The organism is Paraburkholderia sp. MM5482-R2, from assembly GCF_050436125.1.
In the GTDB taxonomy this organism is placed as follows: Bacteria; Pseudomonadota; Gammaproteobacteria; order Burkholderiales; family Burkholderiaceae; genus Paraburkholderia; species Paraburkholderia tuberum.
Map to the genome: position 1 here is coordinate 861,233 of NZ_JBNDLP010000004.1, position 16,029 is coordinate 877,261.

Below are 16,029 nucleotides of genomic sequence, written 5' to 3' on the forward strand. Positions count from 1 at the left end.
CCCACGACACTAGACGACGTCCCCGCCGCTTTCCACGACGACCTCACTGTTATATCCGGGAAAGAATTCCTCGAGCACCGCGCTGCCGCGGGCAAGAAGCCCATGAGTGTGACGACCCTGCGGGACGCCTTTGCGCCAGGTGTCCGCTGTCGGAAACGCATCGCGTTCGAGCACGGTCACGGTGGCATGGGCTATCTGCCGTGCCAGCCGTACTATTTCGATCGTCGGCGGCGGCCCTTGGCATCCGCCGTCTAACCGCCTATCGTAAAGGCGGAATGTTCCGCCACGATTTTCAGCAGAAAGTCCATCACTGCCCGTACTTGCGGAGAACGCCGCAAATCCCGATGCACAGCCATCCAGATATCACGCGAAAACCGTTCGCCGTCGTATGCGACGCGTTGTAGATTCGCATCGGTATCTGCCAGGAAGCACGGGAGGCCAGCCACGCCGGCGCCTGCTCGGGTCGCTGCAAGGTGGCCCGTGATATCGCTGATTTCGCAAGCAATGGGTCGCCCTCTTGCAACGCTCATCAACCACCTCTGCTGTGGCATGTCCGCGAATCCGGCATCGTAGACGATGAACTCCCATGCAGATGGATTGTGCAGGTGCGGATAGTCCCTGCTCGCGTACAGGTCGAACGGCATACGCCCTAGCTTGCGTACGACGCTGGTCGCTTCCTCCGGACGAACCAGCCTTAAGGCGATATCCGCCTCCCTTCGGCTAAGGGAAACCTGTCGTGCCTGGCCAGAAACAGACAACTGGACGCCGGGATTTGCAAGCCGGAATTCCGCCAGATGCTTCACCAGAAAACTGGCCACTAGTACCGGCGGTGCGCTCAGCGTGACTTTGCCGCTCAGCGGGGATAGGCTGGCATCAAGGAACCGTTCAATCGCGTACGCGTTCTCTTCCATTCCCTGCGCGAGTTCGAACACGCGCTGCCCAGCGAGAGTGAGTTTGCAGGCCCTGGGGAGCCGTTCGACAAGGCGCGTCTTGACCTCGTCCTCGAGTGCGCTCAAGCGTCGGCTCACCGTCGCGTGATCTACCTTCAGATCACGCGCGGCCCCTGACAACGTACCGATGCGGGCGACAGCCAGGAAATGACGAATATTTTCCCAATCGAACATCTGTGCAATTTCTCAAGGATAGTGTGCGGTTTTGGGGAATATTCGCACAAAGGCGACATGCCTACCATGAGACTCGTTCAGTCGATAAGGGTCATTCCAGATGAGCATGTCTATGAGCCGCGATCAACGCGGCACTCTCGCCGCCGCAGGGCTGGGCTTTGTCGTTGTTTTGCTTGATGTCAGCGTTGTAAACGTCGCTCTTGACGCCTTGCGAGCCCGTTTCACCACGGACGTGACCGGCCTGCAATGGGTTGTCAACGCGTACACGCTGGCATTCGCGTCGCTGCTTCTCACCACGGGCGCCTTAGGTGATCGCTTCGGCGCAAAGCGAATCTTCACTGCGGGATTCGCCGTCTTTACTGTGGCATCGATTGCATGTGGGATCGCGTACTCGTTGCCGATTCTTGTGGCTGCACGCGTCGTACAGGGCATGGGCGCCGCGCTGTTGGTGCCCAATTCGCTGGCTATGCTGCGCCAGGCGTTCCCTGATACGGAGCAAAGAAGCCGAGCGGTGGGCTGGTGGGGTGCTGCAGGCGGAATTGCACTTGCAGCAGGACCTGTGCTAGGTGGGCTGCTGGTGACTCACGTGGGCTGGCGCAGCATTTTTCTGATTAACCTGCCGATCGGAATTGCAGGCGTGAGCCTTACTCTCCGTCATGCGGCGACAGCCGCACGCGCGCATAGCCGAAGCATCGACCTTGCCGGCCAGGTGGCGGCCATTCTGGCGCTCGTCGCTCTGACCGTGTGCCTCACGGAAGCGGCCCGGTTTGGATGGCATCATCCGTTGGTCTATGGTGCGCTACTGTTCTCAGTTGTTGCCACCTTGGCGTTTCTGTGGCTTGAGTCACGCCGTACGGAACCCATGCTCCCATTGGCTCTTTTTCGAACGACTACGTTCTCTGCGGCCTCGGCCGCCGGCGTCATCGTGAACTTTGCCTACTACGGCTTGATCTTTGTTTTTAGTCTCTTCTTTCAGATAGAGCAGCAGTTATCAGCTCAGTGGACCGGCCTCGCGTTTTTGCCCATGACCGTCGTTCTGATGGCAGTGAATATCCTGGCGGGTCGGCTGCTCAACCGCGTCGGCGCAAAGAAACTTATGATTGCCGGCATGCTGATTGCCGCGTCGGGTTATCTGCTGCTGTTGCCGGTTCGCGTAGACGGCTCGTACTGGATGCTGGTCGTGCCAATGCTCATAGCCGCAAGCGGCATTGCCTTAATGGTGCCGACCATGACAAACGTCACGCTGTCATCCGTGGATGCTTCCCGCTCGGGTATCGCGTCAGGAGTGCTCAACTCGGCGAGGCAGGTAGGCGGCATGCTCGGGGTGGCGGTGTTCGGGTTTTTCGTGCGCGATAACCGTCCTGATGCATTTATGCAAGGTATGCATCTTTCCATCATGACCGCTGCGGTGCTCCTGCTGTGCGGCAGCGTGATGTGCCTGTACGGAATCAGAACGCCACGGCCCGTGCACATTGAGAACACTTCCAGGATTCTGGCCTCTGACAGATAAGACCCGATTCTTCAGGTGTGCAGTCGCGCGTTAACCGCAATGGCTCATGTATGCCTGTAAGCAGACACGCTGGATTTTAGCTGAATGCCCGTTGATGGCCGGAGCGAACATTGAAACAGAACTTGCCGTCTGCATCGCGACGCAGGGATTGCATTGGTCGCTAGCGACATGCCGGTCCCGTCGCGGGCTTCGCAACCCGTCATCTCGCCCGTGCGGCAAGGCGCGCAATCATCCGATCAGCCATTGTGCGATCGATGACTGCGAATGAGCGGCTGGTGCGCTCATAGGCGTACATGGCGCCCGTCGCGATTTCGAACCACCAGCCGCTCAATACGAGTGCCCCGGCAGTGACCTGCTGGCGGACGATCGGGTAGGTCATCAGGTGCTCGAGTTGCACGAGTACGTTGAGTTGCGACAATTGATCGTGCGCTTTCAAGCTGTCGTCGAGCGGACCTTCCTGTTCGAGGCGAAACGCTGCGTTGTTGGCGTGGCATAGCCATTTATCGAGGTTTGGCGATTTCATCTTGGCGTTCCTGGAGAACACGGCCTTCATCGCGCCGCACTCCGAATGTCCACACACGACAATATTCGCGACTTTCAACACCAGCACGGCATATTCGATCGCGCTTGCCTCGGAAAGATCTCCGGTAGAGACGCCCTCCGCAGTCGCCGGTGGTATCAGATTGCCCACGTTGCGCATCGTAAAGAGATCGCCGGGATGGGTCGATGCAAGCAGATCCGGCACGACCCGGCTGTCCGAGCACGTTATGAAAAGCGCATCAGGTGTCTGCGCGAGCGCGAGTTTGCTGAACTGCTGCGCGTATTGCGGCAGCATTTTCTCCCGGAATTCAACGATGCCCATGATGAGTTTTCGCATGGTTTGCCTCTCAAAGGACGGGTTGCCTTGCTGTCGAGCTTTCCGAGCCTCCAAGCCCTTGCGAGTCGGGGATACGGGCCAGCGCCAGGTCCTCCGGAAATGGATGCTTCGAGCCGATCGCACGGTCCAGCAGGGTCAGCTCGACACGCAAGGCGTCGTGACGATGCTCCGGCAAGCACTGAAGGAGATTCTCTATCGCCGCGCGCTGACGCCGCGCGATCTGAAGGCTGCCCGCGCCGTACTGACGTATCTCGCGGAAACTGATATGCACGAAATCTTCCCAGTTCGGCGTTCGATAGATGACGCGCACAAGTCCGGACTTATCCGTCATCTCTTCGGAGTACAAAGACCGCTTTCCGACTACACGCAATAGCCGCTGCAACTGATCGATGGCCAACACGGCCGTTGTTGGATCGTTGATCGCAGCCGACAACGCTTTCAGCGCAATATCAACAAGGATGCGAAACGCGAACATAGGATCCTGTTCCATCGTGCGTTCAGTCCCGAAAGCAACCAGTGTACGCAGCCGGTTTTCATCGATTGCGTCAGAGTCTCCGTACAAATAAAACAAGGGTTCGTCCACCGCGACAAAGTCGCCGACTTGCGGCACGAATTCGATAACCGAGTTAGTGCGCCTCGCCTTGGCGACAAGTCTTTCGAGATTCACGGCCAGAACGATGCCGGATGTACCGCTATGGCGAACAATGCGGCCAGGGACGCCTCGCTCGTGGTCAAGTCTCTGCGGGGTGATTCGGCCCGTCGCTGGGTCGGGATAGACGCTTTCGATGACCGCGATCCCGTGCTCCCCAACCCGAGCCACGAGGCTTACTGGACGCAGGCATTTCGCCGCATAATCAATCAGGAAAAGGAATGCGACGACAGAAGCGAATCCGAATAGCGCTGCAATGAATACCTGAAGCTGGTGCACCTCGCTGTCACCCATCCAGCCCAGGGTTCTGTTGGCGAACAGAAGCGTGAATACGAACAATCCCGAGATGCTGCGGATCACGTTATCGCGCAGCAAGGTCGTCGCGATGATCCGCGGGGTATATTGACCACCAGCGACCTGGATTGCGACGAGCAGCGAACCGAAGGTAAACACCAGAAACGCCAGGTCTGCGGAAACGATGTCGCCGACAAGTGACCGCGCTCCAGTCATGGACAGCGCAAAAAGGCCCGTTTTCGGATCGAGGATGTCGTGTCCGATCAGCCACCTTCCCAGCATTTCAGTGAGCGGCTTTACCACGGCATAGATCGCCACCGCGACGAGCGGTACCGTCCACAGGGAAGATCTGAGGTAACTCTTCAAGCTGTACCAGCGGTTCCAGTCCATGTTTGCGCTCTTCCTACGATTCATGCGGCAGCGGAGGCCGAAACGTTCGCGGTTCGCCTTTGACGATGCACGTGACCTTCAGGTCGGTCAATCAGACTTTGGTCCGATAGGTCGAGGACATAGAGTTTCGGGAATCGCGTCTCGACCGATTGCGGATTTTCGATGCCCGTCTATCGCGCCATCGCGGGCAGCGCGTCTTCGGCGACGGGCGCGCCTGCCGGCACCTTTTCGGCAGTGACATCGGCCGCCACGTGGGCCAGCTTCATCAGACGCGGCTGAAGCAGCAGCGCGACGAGACCGCTCCAGCCGGTCTGGTGCGAAGCGCCGACGCCACGTCCGCTGTCGCCGTGAAAGTACTCGTGGAACAGCACGAGATCAGACGAGCGCGGGTCGGCCTGCAACTGCGGATAAGCCGCCATCACGGGCCGCACGCCGTGCTCGTCCTTGAGAAAGAGGGTAGTGACACGCCGCGCGAGACCGTCGGCGATCTCGCTGAGCGAGCACCGGTTGCCCGATCCCGTTGGATATTCGATGCGGAACTCGTCGCCGTAGTAGCGATGGAATTCATACAGCGATTCGATCAGCAGATAGTTGACGGGCATCCACACAGGCCCGCGCCAGTTCGAATTGCCGCCGAATACGCGCGAATCCGATTCGGCCGGCTGATACGCGATGCAGACATGCGCGCCGCCATGATCGAACTCGTACGGTGTATCGCGATGCACGCGTGACAGCGCGCGCACGCCGTGATCGGACAGAAATTCGTCTTCGTCGAGCGCGCGGCGCAGCAGTGCCGTCATCCGGTATCCGCGCAGTAGCGAGAGCAGCGTGGTGTTGCCTTTGCCGGGTTCGGTCCAACGCGATACGAGTTTGGCCAGATTGGGCCGGTGATCGAGAAACCACGCGAGCCGTTCTCGCAGGCCGGGCAGGTGGCCGTATATGCGTTCTTCGAGCACATGCACGGCGAACAACGGAATCAGGCCGACGATCGAGCGAACGCGCATCGGCACACGGGTTCCGTCTGGAAGATGCAGTACGTCATAAAAGAATTCGTCGTGTCCGTCCCATAGCCCCGTTCTGCAACCTTCGCTGCAACCGACGGCTTCTGCGATATACAGGAAATGCTCGAAAAACTTCACCGCGATTTCGACGTACGCGTTGTTCGTCATCGCGAGCTCGAGTCCGATCTGCATCAGGTCGAGCGCATACGAGGCCATCCAGGCGGTGCCGTCCGCCTGGTCGATGCGGCCGCCAGTCGGCAGCGGGGAAGAGCGGTCGAAGATGCCGACGTTGTCTAGCCCGAGAAAGCCGCCCTGGAAGATGTTGCGGTCCTCTGCATCCTTGCGGTTGACCCACCACGAAAAGTTCAGCAGCAACTTGTGGAACATCACCTCGAGAAACTTGTGGTCACCGACGCCCGTGACTTCACGATCGAGTTCGTACACGCGCCACGTCGCCCATGCATGAACGGGCGGATTCGCGTCGCCGAATGCCCATTCGTAGGCGGGCAACTGCCCGTTCGGATGCATGTACCGTTCCTTCACGAGCAACAGCAGCTGTTTCTTCGCGAAGTCGGGGTCCACCATCGCGAACGCGGCCGCATGAAACGCGAGATCCCAGGACGCGTACCACGGGTACTCCCACTTGTCCGGCATCGAAACGACGTCGCCGTTGCACATATGCCGCCAGTCGGCATTGCGCCCGTGCCGGCGTCCTTTCGGCGGCTTCGGCTGACCGGGGTCGCCGTCGTGCCAGCGCGTCACGTCGAACTGGTAATACTGCTTCGTCCATAACATGCCGGCGAGCGCCTGGCGTTGCACGAGCCGCGCGTCGGCGTCGCTGATGTCGTGCTGGAGCGCGGCGTAGAACTCATCGGCCTCCGCGATCCGGCGCGCGAACAGCGCTTCGAAGTCGAGCGGCGCGTCGTCGCGCGTGATGCCCGATAGTGCCGCCGGACGCCAGCGCAGATACAGCACCGCGCGCTCGTGCGGCGCGAGCGACAGGGCCAGATGCGCGGCGGCGCGGGTGCCTGCGTCGCCGCGTATCGCGTGCTCCTCGCCATCGACGAGGTAATCGTTGAAGCCATCCTTGAACGGGCCTGCGCCGGCGATGCCGAAAAGGCGGCGGACGTTGGTTTCGTTTTCGCAGAACAGCCATTCGATCGGCTGCGGCGCCGAGGCCGTGACGATCATCGTGCCCAGCGCGGGATTGTGCGCGATCACGCGCGCGCCCTCGGCGGACTCCGGCTCGAGCGTGAGCGACGGCTTGCCGGGCTTGCCTGACCACGCCCAGCGGTTGCGCGCCCAGAAGAGCGGCAGCACATGGAGTGGCGCGGGCTGATCCGCGCGATTTTCGACGGTTACGCGCATCACGATGTCGTCGGGTGTGTGCTTCGCGTACTCGATCCAGACGTCGAAATAGCGATCGTCGTCGAACACGCCCGTATCGAGGATTTCGTATTCGGGCTGATCGGCGCCGCGCCGGCCGTTTTCCTCGATCAGGTCCTGATACGGGTACGCATCGTGGGGGTATTTGTACAGCATCTTCATGTACGAGTGCGTCGGCGTGCCATCGACATAGAAGTAAAGCTCCTTCACGTCCTCGCCGTGATTGCCTTGCGCATTGGTCAAGCCAAACAGCCGCTCCTTCAGGATGGGGTCGCGCCCGTTCCAGAGCGCGAGCGACACGCACCAGTCGAGTGGGTCGTTGCCGAATCCGGCAATGCCGTCCTCGCCCCAGCGGTACATGCGGCTGCGCGCATGCTCGTGGGGGAAATACTCCCATGCGGTTCCGTAGTCGCTGTAGTCTTCGCGAACGGTGCCCCACTGCCGGTCGCTCAGATAAGGCCCCCAGCGGCGCCAGCAGTCGAGGTCCTGGCCATGCAGACGGAACCCTTCCTTCGAATGGAGCAGATCGTTTGCGCGTAGCGATGACATGTGACCTCCCAAACCGGGATCGACCGTCGAACACGTTCAGTGCGTGAGTCCCCGCCCATCCCGTCACGCGTGCGGCGCCGGGCGGTATCTGGATGATAGGCGTCGTTTAGACTTATCGAGGTCGGAGGCCGCCTCGCTCCTGGTTTCATCTGACGTTTTCTTTCGCTATATCCGCGCTGCATCGCCTGATCGTAAGGAACTGGACATGAATCAAAAATCGCGTGGTCTGGACAATGGCCTGACGAACTACGGTGATCACGACTTCGCGCGCTATCTGCGCCGGTCGTTTGCCAAATCGATGGGCTACACCGGCGAATCGCTCGACAAGCCGATCGTCGGGATCTGCACCTCGGAGAGCGGTTTCAATAACTGCCATCGCCACTTTCCCGAAATGATCAAGGCGGTCGAACGCGGCGTGCTCGCGGCGGGCGCATTGCCGGTCGTATTTCCGGTGATGTCGCTTGGCGAGGTCTTCCTTTCGCCGACTTCGCTGGTCTATCGCAATCTGATGGCGATGGCCGTCGAGGAAATGATTCGTGCCCAGCCGATGGATGCGGTGGTGATGCTCGGCGGATGCGACAAAACCGTGCCGGCGATGTTGATGGGCGCGATCTCCGCGGAGCGGCCCGCCGCAATGGTGGTGGCCGGTCCGATGATGACCGGGCGACATCGCGGCGAGCGGCTTGGCGCGTGCACAGACTGCCGGCGCTTCTGGTCGAATTTCCGCGCGGGGAAAGTCTCGGCGCAGGAGATCAGGCAAGTGGAGGGGCGTCTGGCCGTCACGGCGGGAACGTGTGCGGTCATGGGCACGGCGTCAACCATGGCGCTGATCGCGGAAACGCTGGGCATGATGCTGCCCGGTTCGGCGGCGATTCCGGCCGTGCACGCGGATCGTCTGCGCAATTGCGAAGAAACCGGAGCGCTGGTTGCGCGCATGGCCCTCAATGGCGGACCGAAACCGGCCGAGATCGTGACGCCCGCGTCGGTGCGCAATGCCTTGCGCGTGCTGCTCGCGGTCTCCGGTTCGACCAACGCCGTGATTCATCTGGCGGCGATTGCTGGTCGTATCGGACTGAAGATCGATTACGACGAGTTCAACCGGCTGTCTGATGAAACGCCCGTACTCGTGGATCTCAAGCCGGTAGGCAACGGTTACATGGAGGATTTCCATGCAGCCGGCGGGCTGGAGGGCGTTCTGCGCGGACTGATGCCCCAACTCGATCTGACTTGTCGCGATATCGCCGGGCACAGTCTCGAGGAGCGTTTGAACAGGCCGCTTGCCGATCCGATCGATACGGCCGTGATCCGCTCGACGGAGAAACCGGTCAGTCCCGATGGCGGGCTGATTGTTCTGAACGGGAGTCTGGCGCCCGGCGGTGCGGTTCTGAAGCGCGCCGCCGCTACTCCCGAACTGCTCGAACACGAAGGGCGTGCCGTGGTATTTACCTCGCTCGAAGATCTGGCCGCGCGCATCGACGACCCGGGTCTGGACGTTCGCGCGGACGACGTTCTCGTATTGCAGAACGCGGGGCCGCGCAGTGCTTCAGGCATGCCCGAGGCCGGCTATCTGCCGATCCCGCAGAAACTTGCACGGGCGGGGGTGAAGGACATGGTGAGGATTTCCGATGCGCGCATGTCGGGCACGGCGTACGGGACCATCGTGCTTCACGTGACGCCAGAAGCGGCGCTCGGTGGCCCGCTGGCGCTGGTGCGCAACGGTGATCGGATCCGGCTCTCGGCGCGGGACAAGCGGATCGATCTACTGGTTGACGAGGTCGAACTGGCGCGTCGTGCCGCTGAGATTCGTCCGGCGGAAGGGATGTATGCGCGCGGTTACCAGCGGCTCTATCACGATCACGTGCTCTCTGCCGCGGCAGGGTGCGACTTTGATTTTCTCACCGCGTTTCCTTCCGAAGAGCTTAAGTAGCGGGTGCTTTTTCTACTCCCTGACCGAAGCGCCCGCGCGACTCGATCTGTTCTGCGCCTGATCAAGCGCAATCGACGAAGAGTTCGTCCCTCGCCGGAGGTGTCGTCGAAGATTGCGGATTGCCTGGGCCACAGTGTTTCGAGGCGACCCAGCAGATCACCGGGGAAAAGAAGCGAAATGTAGGGGGTATCGGGTCCCGCTGGGTTGCGGACTACGAGCCGGTTCAACCGACCATCCGCCGCAGCCTGTTCGATGGCGGCGCCATCGTCGAGTGTCGACCCGAAGCTGCCTTTCGCGTCGACGTATGGTGAATGACGGCATTCATAGGCACAATGAACCATTCACGCGATTCCCTGCCAGGAGGCTCGTGTCGAGCATGGATACGCTCACCCGCTTTTCGCCGCCCGGCCGCTGCATCTACTGTAATGCGACCGGAACGCTGACCGACGAACACGTCATACCGGCTGGCCTGAAAGGCGACTGTGTTCTTCCTCGGTCAAGTTGTGAAGCTTGCCAAAAACTTACTAGCAAAGCGGAGTTGCATTGTCTGAGGGAAATTTTCGGGCTTATGCGCTCGACTACCGGCATTCAGTCGGCCCGTCGAAAGAAGACGCGCAAGTCTTCGCTCACTGTCACTGAGACGGAAAACGGTAGTTCGTCTACCGTAGAGCTCCCATGGGACGCGGTGCCGGCCTCATTCCTAGTGTTACGGCTACCGCCTCCGGCATTAATAACAAAGGCGCCAGAGACGAAGGGGTGGCCTGCGATGCGGATCGACATCGTCACAATCCAGTCGGACTTCGCGACTCGTCTACGGGCTCTGAATGCCAACTGGTCGGTAGCACATAGAATCCACCCAACGAAGTTCTCGTCCATGCTCGCTAAGATCGCTTTTAGCTACGCCGTCGGTCAACTCGGCGTAGATGGGTTCATACCTTTGGTTCGCGACCTGTGTCTGCTGAAGGAGTCGGCGCCGTGGAAGTACGTGGGAGACGAATGGATGCCTGTCGAACGAGAGAATGGCGACGCGCTGCACAGGCTTCACTTGCGGATAGATTCTGGCTACCTTGTTGCTAGAGTCCATCTTTTCGCGCAATTTGGATTAAATCCGTATGCTGTTGTTGTTGGGGTACCTACCTAACCGGAACACTTCGTGATCGGTCAGCTGACTAGTGATGCATTTTATCGATGGTGCTCCAGGTGATCGTATGGCAGCTTGCAGAATAAACCTGCCTTTTGAATGTCTAGGTGACACTTCGAACGAAGGTCGGCTTCTGGCCAACTGCTACCTGCTGGCGTTCAAGGCTGGATTGCGTCGCCGCCGAGGATCTGCATCAGAGTCTTCGCGTTACGCTGCCCCTGGTCCTCGTAATTTTTGTTCTCTACACCGACAACCGTTACCGGCGACAACGGCGGACCGTGAACGACCCGTTTGAGACACTCAATGTCGCCGAAAGCAGCCGCTCGACGGCTCGACCACGTCGCCGCGCTACCACAGAGAAAGCTAGCGGCGCGGAGAATCATTGGAGCTGCTAGCGCCACCCCATTTGCGCTCCCGACCCGGCAACTCCTGCAGCATAGTCATGAACGCTCGCACCTTCGCGCTCAGAAGCCGGCGCGAATTGTAAAGGGCCCAGATTTCCACGGACGAGCCCGCCTTTCCCCAACAGGCGAGTCTTCCTGTCGACACATCATGCTCAACCAGCAATCTGGGCAAGAGCGCCGCGCCTACGCCATCGAGCACCGCGTCACGCACCATCAGCAACGATGACAGCCGCAACACGGGCATCGGCCTGATCGCTATCGCACCACCGTCTTCCGTTCGCATGTGCCATAACGCGCCTGATGGTGCCGCGGCCGACATAACGGCCGGCACCTCCAACCCGGTTGCATCGGGTGCCGGTCTCGAAGGTATCGACATGCCCGGCGCCGCGACCACGAGGCGCTCGTCACCGAGGATGCGCCGTCCCACGAGCTGCTCGCCATGCGCCGGGTCGATACGGATAACGAGGTCGTAGCCGTCCTCCACTGGATCCACGATGCGGTCTTCTGCAATGACCTCAAGTTCGACCTGCGGATAGGCGAGCGCAAAGCGCGCAGCGATCCGGCACAGCACGACATGCGCGAAAACGACAGGCGCGCTGATGCGCAGCCGCCCGCGCGCCACCGGGGCGCGTGAGGCGAGCGCTTCACCCGCCTCCTGAATCTCAGCCATGAGCCCCCGCGTGCGTTCATGGAGTGCAACGCCCTCTTCTGTCAGACGCAGCCTGCGTGAGCCTCGCTCGATCAGCCTGACGCCGAGGCTTTCCTCGAGCTCGGCCACGCGCCGCGAGAGGGTGGCCTTGGGGCGGTCGAGCGCCCGGCTGGCGGGCCCAAAGCCACCGTGCAGTGCAACTGCATTGAAATCGCCGAGCGACGTCAAATCCATGATCGTTCCGTTTATGAGACGAAGTGTATGAATTCTGGCACTTTCGACTATTAAGCGAAACGACTATTGTTTGTCTCACGGGCGGACCCAGCCCATCCACTTCAAGGAGATACCCATGGCAGTCCTCGTTACAGGCAGCACGGGCGTGATCGGTAAGCAGGTTATCGAGCATCTGGGCGGCAGCGGTGCCGAGGTACGCGCGCTGACCCGCACACCGGAGAAAGCGCGATTTTCTGGTGGCGTCACCGCAGTGAAGGGCGACCTGTCCGACGTCGACGCGGTGCGGCAGGCGATGATCGGCGTCAGCACGTTGTTCCTGCTTGCGCCCAACATCGCGGACGAGCTGACTCAGGCGGTACAGACCCTGAGCGTCGCACGGGAAGCGGGTGTGAAAGGCGTGGTTTATCTGTCGGTGTTCAAGGGCGCCGAATACGTCGACGTGCCGCACTTCACCGCCAAACATACGGTCGAGCGCATGATCGAACACCTCGACCTGCCGGTGACGGTGCTGCACCCCGCGTATTTCATCCAGAACGACGTCCGGCAGAAAGACCCGCTGCTTTCGCACGGCGTCTACGGCATGCCAATTGGCGCGAAAGGCATTTCCATGGTCGACGTCCGTGATATCGGCGAGGCTGCCGCGCGCGAACTGCTGCGCCGCGAGCGTGGCTCAAACCCGCTGCCGCGCGAGACGTACGAACTCGTCGGTCCTGACGTGATCAATGCGCAGACCGTGGTTTCGATCTGGGCCGAGGCGCTGGGACGTCCCGTCCGCTACGGTGGCGACGATCTCGACGTCCTTGAGCAGCGCCTCAAGTCGGTTGCTCCTGCCTGGCTCGCATACGACATGCGACTCATGATGGGCCGGTATCAGCAGGACGGCGCGGTCGCGTCCAGCGCGGACGTCGAGCGTCTGGCGACACTGCTGGGACGGCAACCGAGATCCTATCGGGACTTTGCCGTCGCCATGGCTGCGGCGTGGGCTAAGGACTGACCTGCCAGGATACGCGATCGCGACTTTCAGAGGCTGGCACGCGCGACGGGGGGCTTGACGGGGCCGACCCCTGCTCTCGGGTGTATTCCGCTGCTTATGAAGGCCGCGCGGATATCGACCCAGCGTGACACTCGTGGCTTCAGGGAGCGGACGTCCGTAAATCGTCTCCAGAAGCACGAACGATTCAACGCGTTTCCCGCCGACTTCAGTCAGGGCCTCGCATCCTCTGGCTTGGGGCTCCTGGCATCAGCAAAGCGGCTTTGTACCGCGACGAGTTGGTCGTCAGTGGTCGCCACCAGCCACAACCGTGCGTGCTCCGCGATTTGGCGGTTGTGGTCCTTCAACGGGCCCATTGCCGCGGCGGACTTCCAGACCACGGGGCCAATTCGGCTGCTCCTGCCCGACGGCGCACCCACCAGCAGGCAGTATGGCCCAAGAGGAAGCGAGACAAACGGAAGGGCCGGACTAGCGCGCACGCGCCAGTCGATGAACGGCGCCTCGCTGATGATCAGGGGCGTGGGCAAGCCGTAAAGCACACTGAAATCGTACAGCGCCAATTGCTCGCGCATGCCCGCGTAGATACGTCGGATATCGTCGACAACCGCAGCGCGGATTTCATCCTCGAACATGGGTTCTTGCGCATAACGTGCGGCCGCCTGCTGGGCGCTCAACTGATATGCGCTGAACAGGCCGAGTTCCATGCAGTCCTGCACTGCGCGCTGGACCTCCACGATAGTGCCGGCCTCCTCGGGCCTGCCTAACTGCGCTGCCCTCAAAAACCGGGCGAGCCCCGCCTCCTGGATCGCAGGACCTTCCACAGGCGCATCGTCGTCAGCATCCTTGTCGAGCGGCACGTAAATGTATTCTTCGGCCGCGAAGCGCGACTTCTTGCCTTCGTCAAACTTGATTTCGCCATCGGTGCAGTCCAGATATCGGGTACCGATTCGGCCATGCTCCCAAACCCAATTCTTCAGGAGCGGACGTAGCGGATGCAGTCTGTCTTGATTAGCCATCGAAGCCTCCAGGTGCCCCAGTATAGATCCACATGACCGCTTGCTACGTTGGGGAGGGACATGGCATCAAATCTAACCAGTGGATCGGCCTTTTCAAATCAGGGTTTGGGTCTCGCTGGCTAGGCACAGACTGGCCAGATCAGCCGCCCTCGAAATACTTGACGGGGACGGACTCAGCGCTTGTGGCAGCCGCTCAGCGACCTCGCAGAGCCGTTCGCGACCGTCTCAAATTGGCCGAACCTTGCCAATCGTTGTGCGATCGACAAGTGTCGGGTCATGACCGGCAGCACGCGACCCTGAAGAGACATCCGGCTTTCTCGTCAGCGGCCATTCGCCGCGTACAACCGATGGGGTTGCACGCAAATAACCCGTCTTATTTGATGCGCAAAGGGCTATGAGCGGTCGATTCGAGCCTTGCTCCGGAACGGCACTCCCAAGCCGGGCCGGATGGCTTCAAACCATCGCGAAGTTGAACCGCGCTCAGTCTGCAATCAATCGAACATGCGGCTCAAATGAGGGTACATTGCGTCTGTGCAAATAGCTTGGGGGTGTCATGGCCCGCATCAAAGCGGAACCGTTGATGACGCAAGCGCCGCCTTGCGATGCCCACCGACTGTCCACGCAATGATGGTACCGATTGCGAGAGCTAACAGGCATGCAGTCGGAACGAGCATGGGTGCAACATGACTGTTGGTTACCTTGCCAACGTACGGCATGAGGTTCTGTCCGAAGAACCCTCCAAGGTTTCCAATGCAGTTGATGGCAGCGACACTTGCGGCGGCTCGAGCGCCAGAAAAGAAGCGTGGGGGAAGCGACCAGAAGCAAGGGTATAGCAGTGGAATACAGGCGCCGCCCAGACACAGAGCAATGAAGCGCAACGACACTGTCGGCAACACGAGGCTCGATGCAAAGCATACGACGCCGATGCCGGCGACTATGGCCATTGCTTTTAACACCACCTGTTCACGTTTGAGCTTCCCGGGAAGCCAAAGCAGGAGAAGAGCCGCGAGTGCCCACGGAATCATGTTAAGCAGGCCATTGACGCTCGACGAAACGCCCCAGCTCTTAACCAACGTGGGCAGCCAGTACGTAACGCCGTAGAGCGACGTCGACATCAGCATGTAGGTTGCTGCGAACATGAGAACCTTCGGGTCAAGCAATGCCGCCCATGGCCGGGACTCCTTTGCTTCCGGGGACGCTTCGCGCACAAGCGCTGCGACCACAATGTCCTTCTCATCCTGAGAAAGGAAGTTCGCTTCCTCGACGGAGCTCGGTAGATATTTAAGCGCTACGAAGGCAATCAGTATTGCCGGAAGACCGGTGGCAAGGAAGACCCATTGCCAACCCGCCAGTCCCAGTGTTCCGCCCAAGGAAAGGAGCAGCCCTCCGACCAGCGCGCCAAGCATGTTTGCCAGCGAACTGCCGAGGGTAAAAAGGCCAAGCACACGTGTCCGGTAGCTTTGAGGAAACCACTGCGTCAGGTAGTAAATGACGCCTGGATAAAACCCGGCTTCAGCAACACCCAGCGCAAACCGAAACGAGTAAAAAGCTGGCAGGGACCTGGTGAACGCCATTAGCACTGTAACGACGCCCCACGTAATCATGATGCGAGCGAGCCACGTCCGGGCCCCAAACCGATGTAGCGCCAGTGTGCTGGGCACCTCGAACAGCAGGTAGCCAATGAAAAACAGCGATGCTCCAAGGCCATACGCGGCTTCCGTCATGCCGAGTGCCTGAACCATTTCCAGTTTCGCGAAGCCGACGTTCTGCCGGTCGATGAATGCGATGAGAAACATGACAATCAGCAGCGGCATCAGCCGCCATGCCATTTTCTTCATTACCTGCTGCTCACGTGTTACGGACGTAGACATGTTCGCTCCAAGTTCC

Annotated in this window: 10 protein-coding genes; 3 read left to right on the forward strand and 7 right to left on the reverse strand. The window is 60.4% G+C overall.

The features are described 5' to 3' along the window. Positions 1-251 precede the first annotated feature (251 nt). Positions 252-1,124, reverse strand: coding sequence for a LysR family transcriptional regulator (locus tag OKW37_RS40025; RefSeq protein WP_429402509.1), 873 nt, complete (start codon positions 1,122-1,124; stop codon positions 252-254). A 112-nt stretch (positions 1,125-1,236) separates the two neighbouring features. Between OKW37_RS40025 and OKW37_RS40030 the strand changes: the two genes are divergently transcribed. Continuing rightward, positions 1,237-2,634, forward strand: a complete 1,398-nt coding sequence (locus OKW37_RS40030; protein WP_429402508.1) for an MFS transporter — start codon at positions 1,237-1,239, stop codon at positions 2,632-2,634. A 199-nt stretch (positions 2,635-2,833) separates the two neighbouring features. On the opposite strand, the gene OKW37_RS40035 is transcribed toward OKW37_RS40030, so the two are convergent. The 3 genes from OKW37_RS40035 to OKW37_RS40045 all read right to left on the reverse strand — a co-directional run bounded on the left by OKW37_RS40035 (position 2,834) and on the right by OKW37_RS40045 (position 7,780). Continuing rightward, positions 2,834-3,511, reverse strand: coding sequence for a carbonic anhydrase (locus tag OKW37_RS40035; RefSeq protein ID WP_429402546.1), 678 nt, complete (start codon positions 3,509-3,511; stop codon positions 2,834-2,836). Between the two features lie 10 nt (positions 3,512-3,521). Further along, entirely contained in the window at positions 3,522-4,844 is a 1,323-nt protein-coding gene (locus OKW37_RS40040; RefSeq protein WP_429402507.1) for a DUF2254 domain-containing protein, read from the reverse strand. 170 nt (positions 4,845-5,014) lie between these two features. Next, positions 5,015-7,780: an MGH1-like glycoside hydrolase domain-containing protein gene (locus OKW37_RS40045; RefSeq protein ID WP_429402506.1), complete on the reverse strand. Its 2,766-nt coding sequence runs from the start codon at positions 7,778-7,780 to the stop codon at positions 5,015-5,017. Between the two features lie 205 nt (positions 7,781-7,985). On the opposite strand from OKW37_RS40045, the gene OKW37_RS40050 reads away from it, so the two are divergent. Further along, positions 7,986-9,707, forward strand: a complete 1,722-nt coding sequence (locus OKW37_RS40050) for a dihydroxy-acid dehydratase (protein WP_429402545.1) — start codon at positions 7,986-7,988, stop codon at positions 9,705-9,707. Positions 9,708-11,211: 1,504 nt separating this feature from the next. Here the strand turns inward: OKW37_RS40050 and OKW37_RS40055 are convergent. Further along, a complete protein-coding gene (locus tag OKW37_RS40055) occupies positions 11,212-12,135 on the reverse strand; it encodes a LysR family transcriptional regulator (protein WP_429402505.1) in 924 nt (307 codons plus the stop codon). A 115-nt stretch (positions 12,136-12,250) separates the two neighbouring features. On the opposite strand from OKW37_RS40055, the gene OKW37_RS40060 reads away from it, so the two are divergent. Continuing rightward, on the forward strand, positions 12,251-13,129 hold the full coding sequence (locus tag OKW37_RS40060) for an NmrA family NAD(P)-binding protein (protein WP_429402504.1): 879 nt from the start codon (positions 12,251-12,253) through the stop codon (positions 13,127-13,129). Positions 13,130-13,338: 209 nt separating this feature from the next. Here OKW37_RS40060 and OKW37_RS40065 read toward each other — a convergent pair whose 3' ends face one another. Further along, positions 13,339-14,142: a hypothetical protein gene (locus tag OKW37_RS40065; protein ID WP_429402503.1), complete on the reverse strand. Its 804-nt coding sequence runs from the start codon at positions 14,140-14,142 to the stop codon at positions 13,339-13,341. A gap of 563 nt (positions 14,143-14,705) precedes the next feature. Beyond that, positions 14,706-16,013, reverse strand: coding sequence for an MFS transporter (locus tag OKW37_RS40070; RefSeq protein ID WP_090811874.1), 1,308 nt, complete (start codon positions 16,011-16,013; stop codon positions 14,706-14,708). Between the last annotated feature and the right edge of the window lie 16 nt (positions 16,014-16,029).

Coding starts and splice junctions, on each gene's coding strand:
- OKW37_RS40025 (WP_429402509.1), bottom strand. CDS start 1,124: ATGTTCGATTGGGAAAATATTCGTCATTTCCTGGCTGTCGCCCGCATC.
- OKW37_RS40065 (WP_429402503.1), bottom strand. CDS start 14,142: ATGGCTAATCAAGACAGACTGCATCCGCTACGTCCGCTCCTGAAGAAT.
- OKW37_RS40040 (WP_429402507.1), bottom strand. CDS start 4,844: ATGGACTGGAACCGCTGGTACAGCTTGAAGAGTTACCTCAGATCTTCC.
- OKW37_RS40035 (WP_429402546.1), bottom strand. CDS start 3,511: ATGCGAAAACTCATCATGGGCATCGTTGAATTCCGGGAGAAAATGCTG.
- OKW37_RS40055 (WP_429402505.1), bottom strand. CDS start 12,135: ATGGATTTGACGTCGCTCGGCGATTTCAATGCAGTTGCACTGCACGGT.
- OKW37_RS40045 (WP_429402506.1), bottom strand. CDS start 7,780: ATGTCATCGCTACGCGCAAACGATCTGCTCCATTCGAAGGAAGGGTTC.
- OKW37_RS40050 (WP_429402545.1), top strand. CDS start 7,986: ATGAATCAAAAATCGCGTGGTCTGGACAATGGCCTGACGAACTACGGT.
- OKW37_RS40060 (WP_429402504.1), top strand. CDS start 12,251: ATGGCAGTCCTCGTTACAGGCAGCACGGGCGTGATCGGTAAGCAGGTT.
- OKW37_RS40070 (WP_090811874.1), bottom strand. CDS start 16,013: ATGTCTACGTCCGTAACACGTGAGCAGCAGGTAATGAAGAAAATGGCA.
- OKW37_RS40030 (WP_429402508.1), top strand. CDS start 1,237: ATGAGCCGCGATCAACGCGGCACTCTCGCCGCCGCAGGGCTGGGCTTT.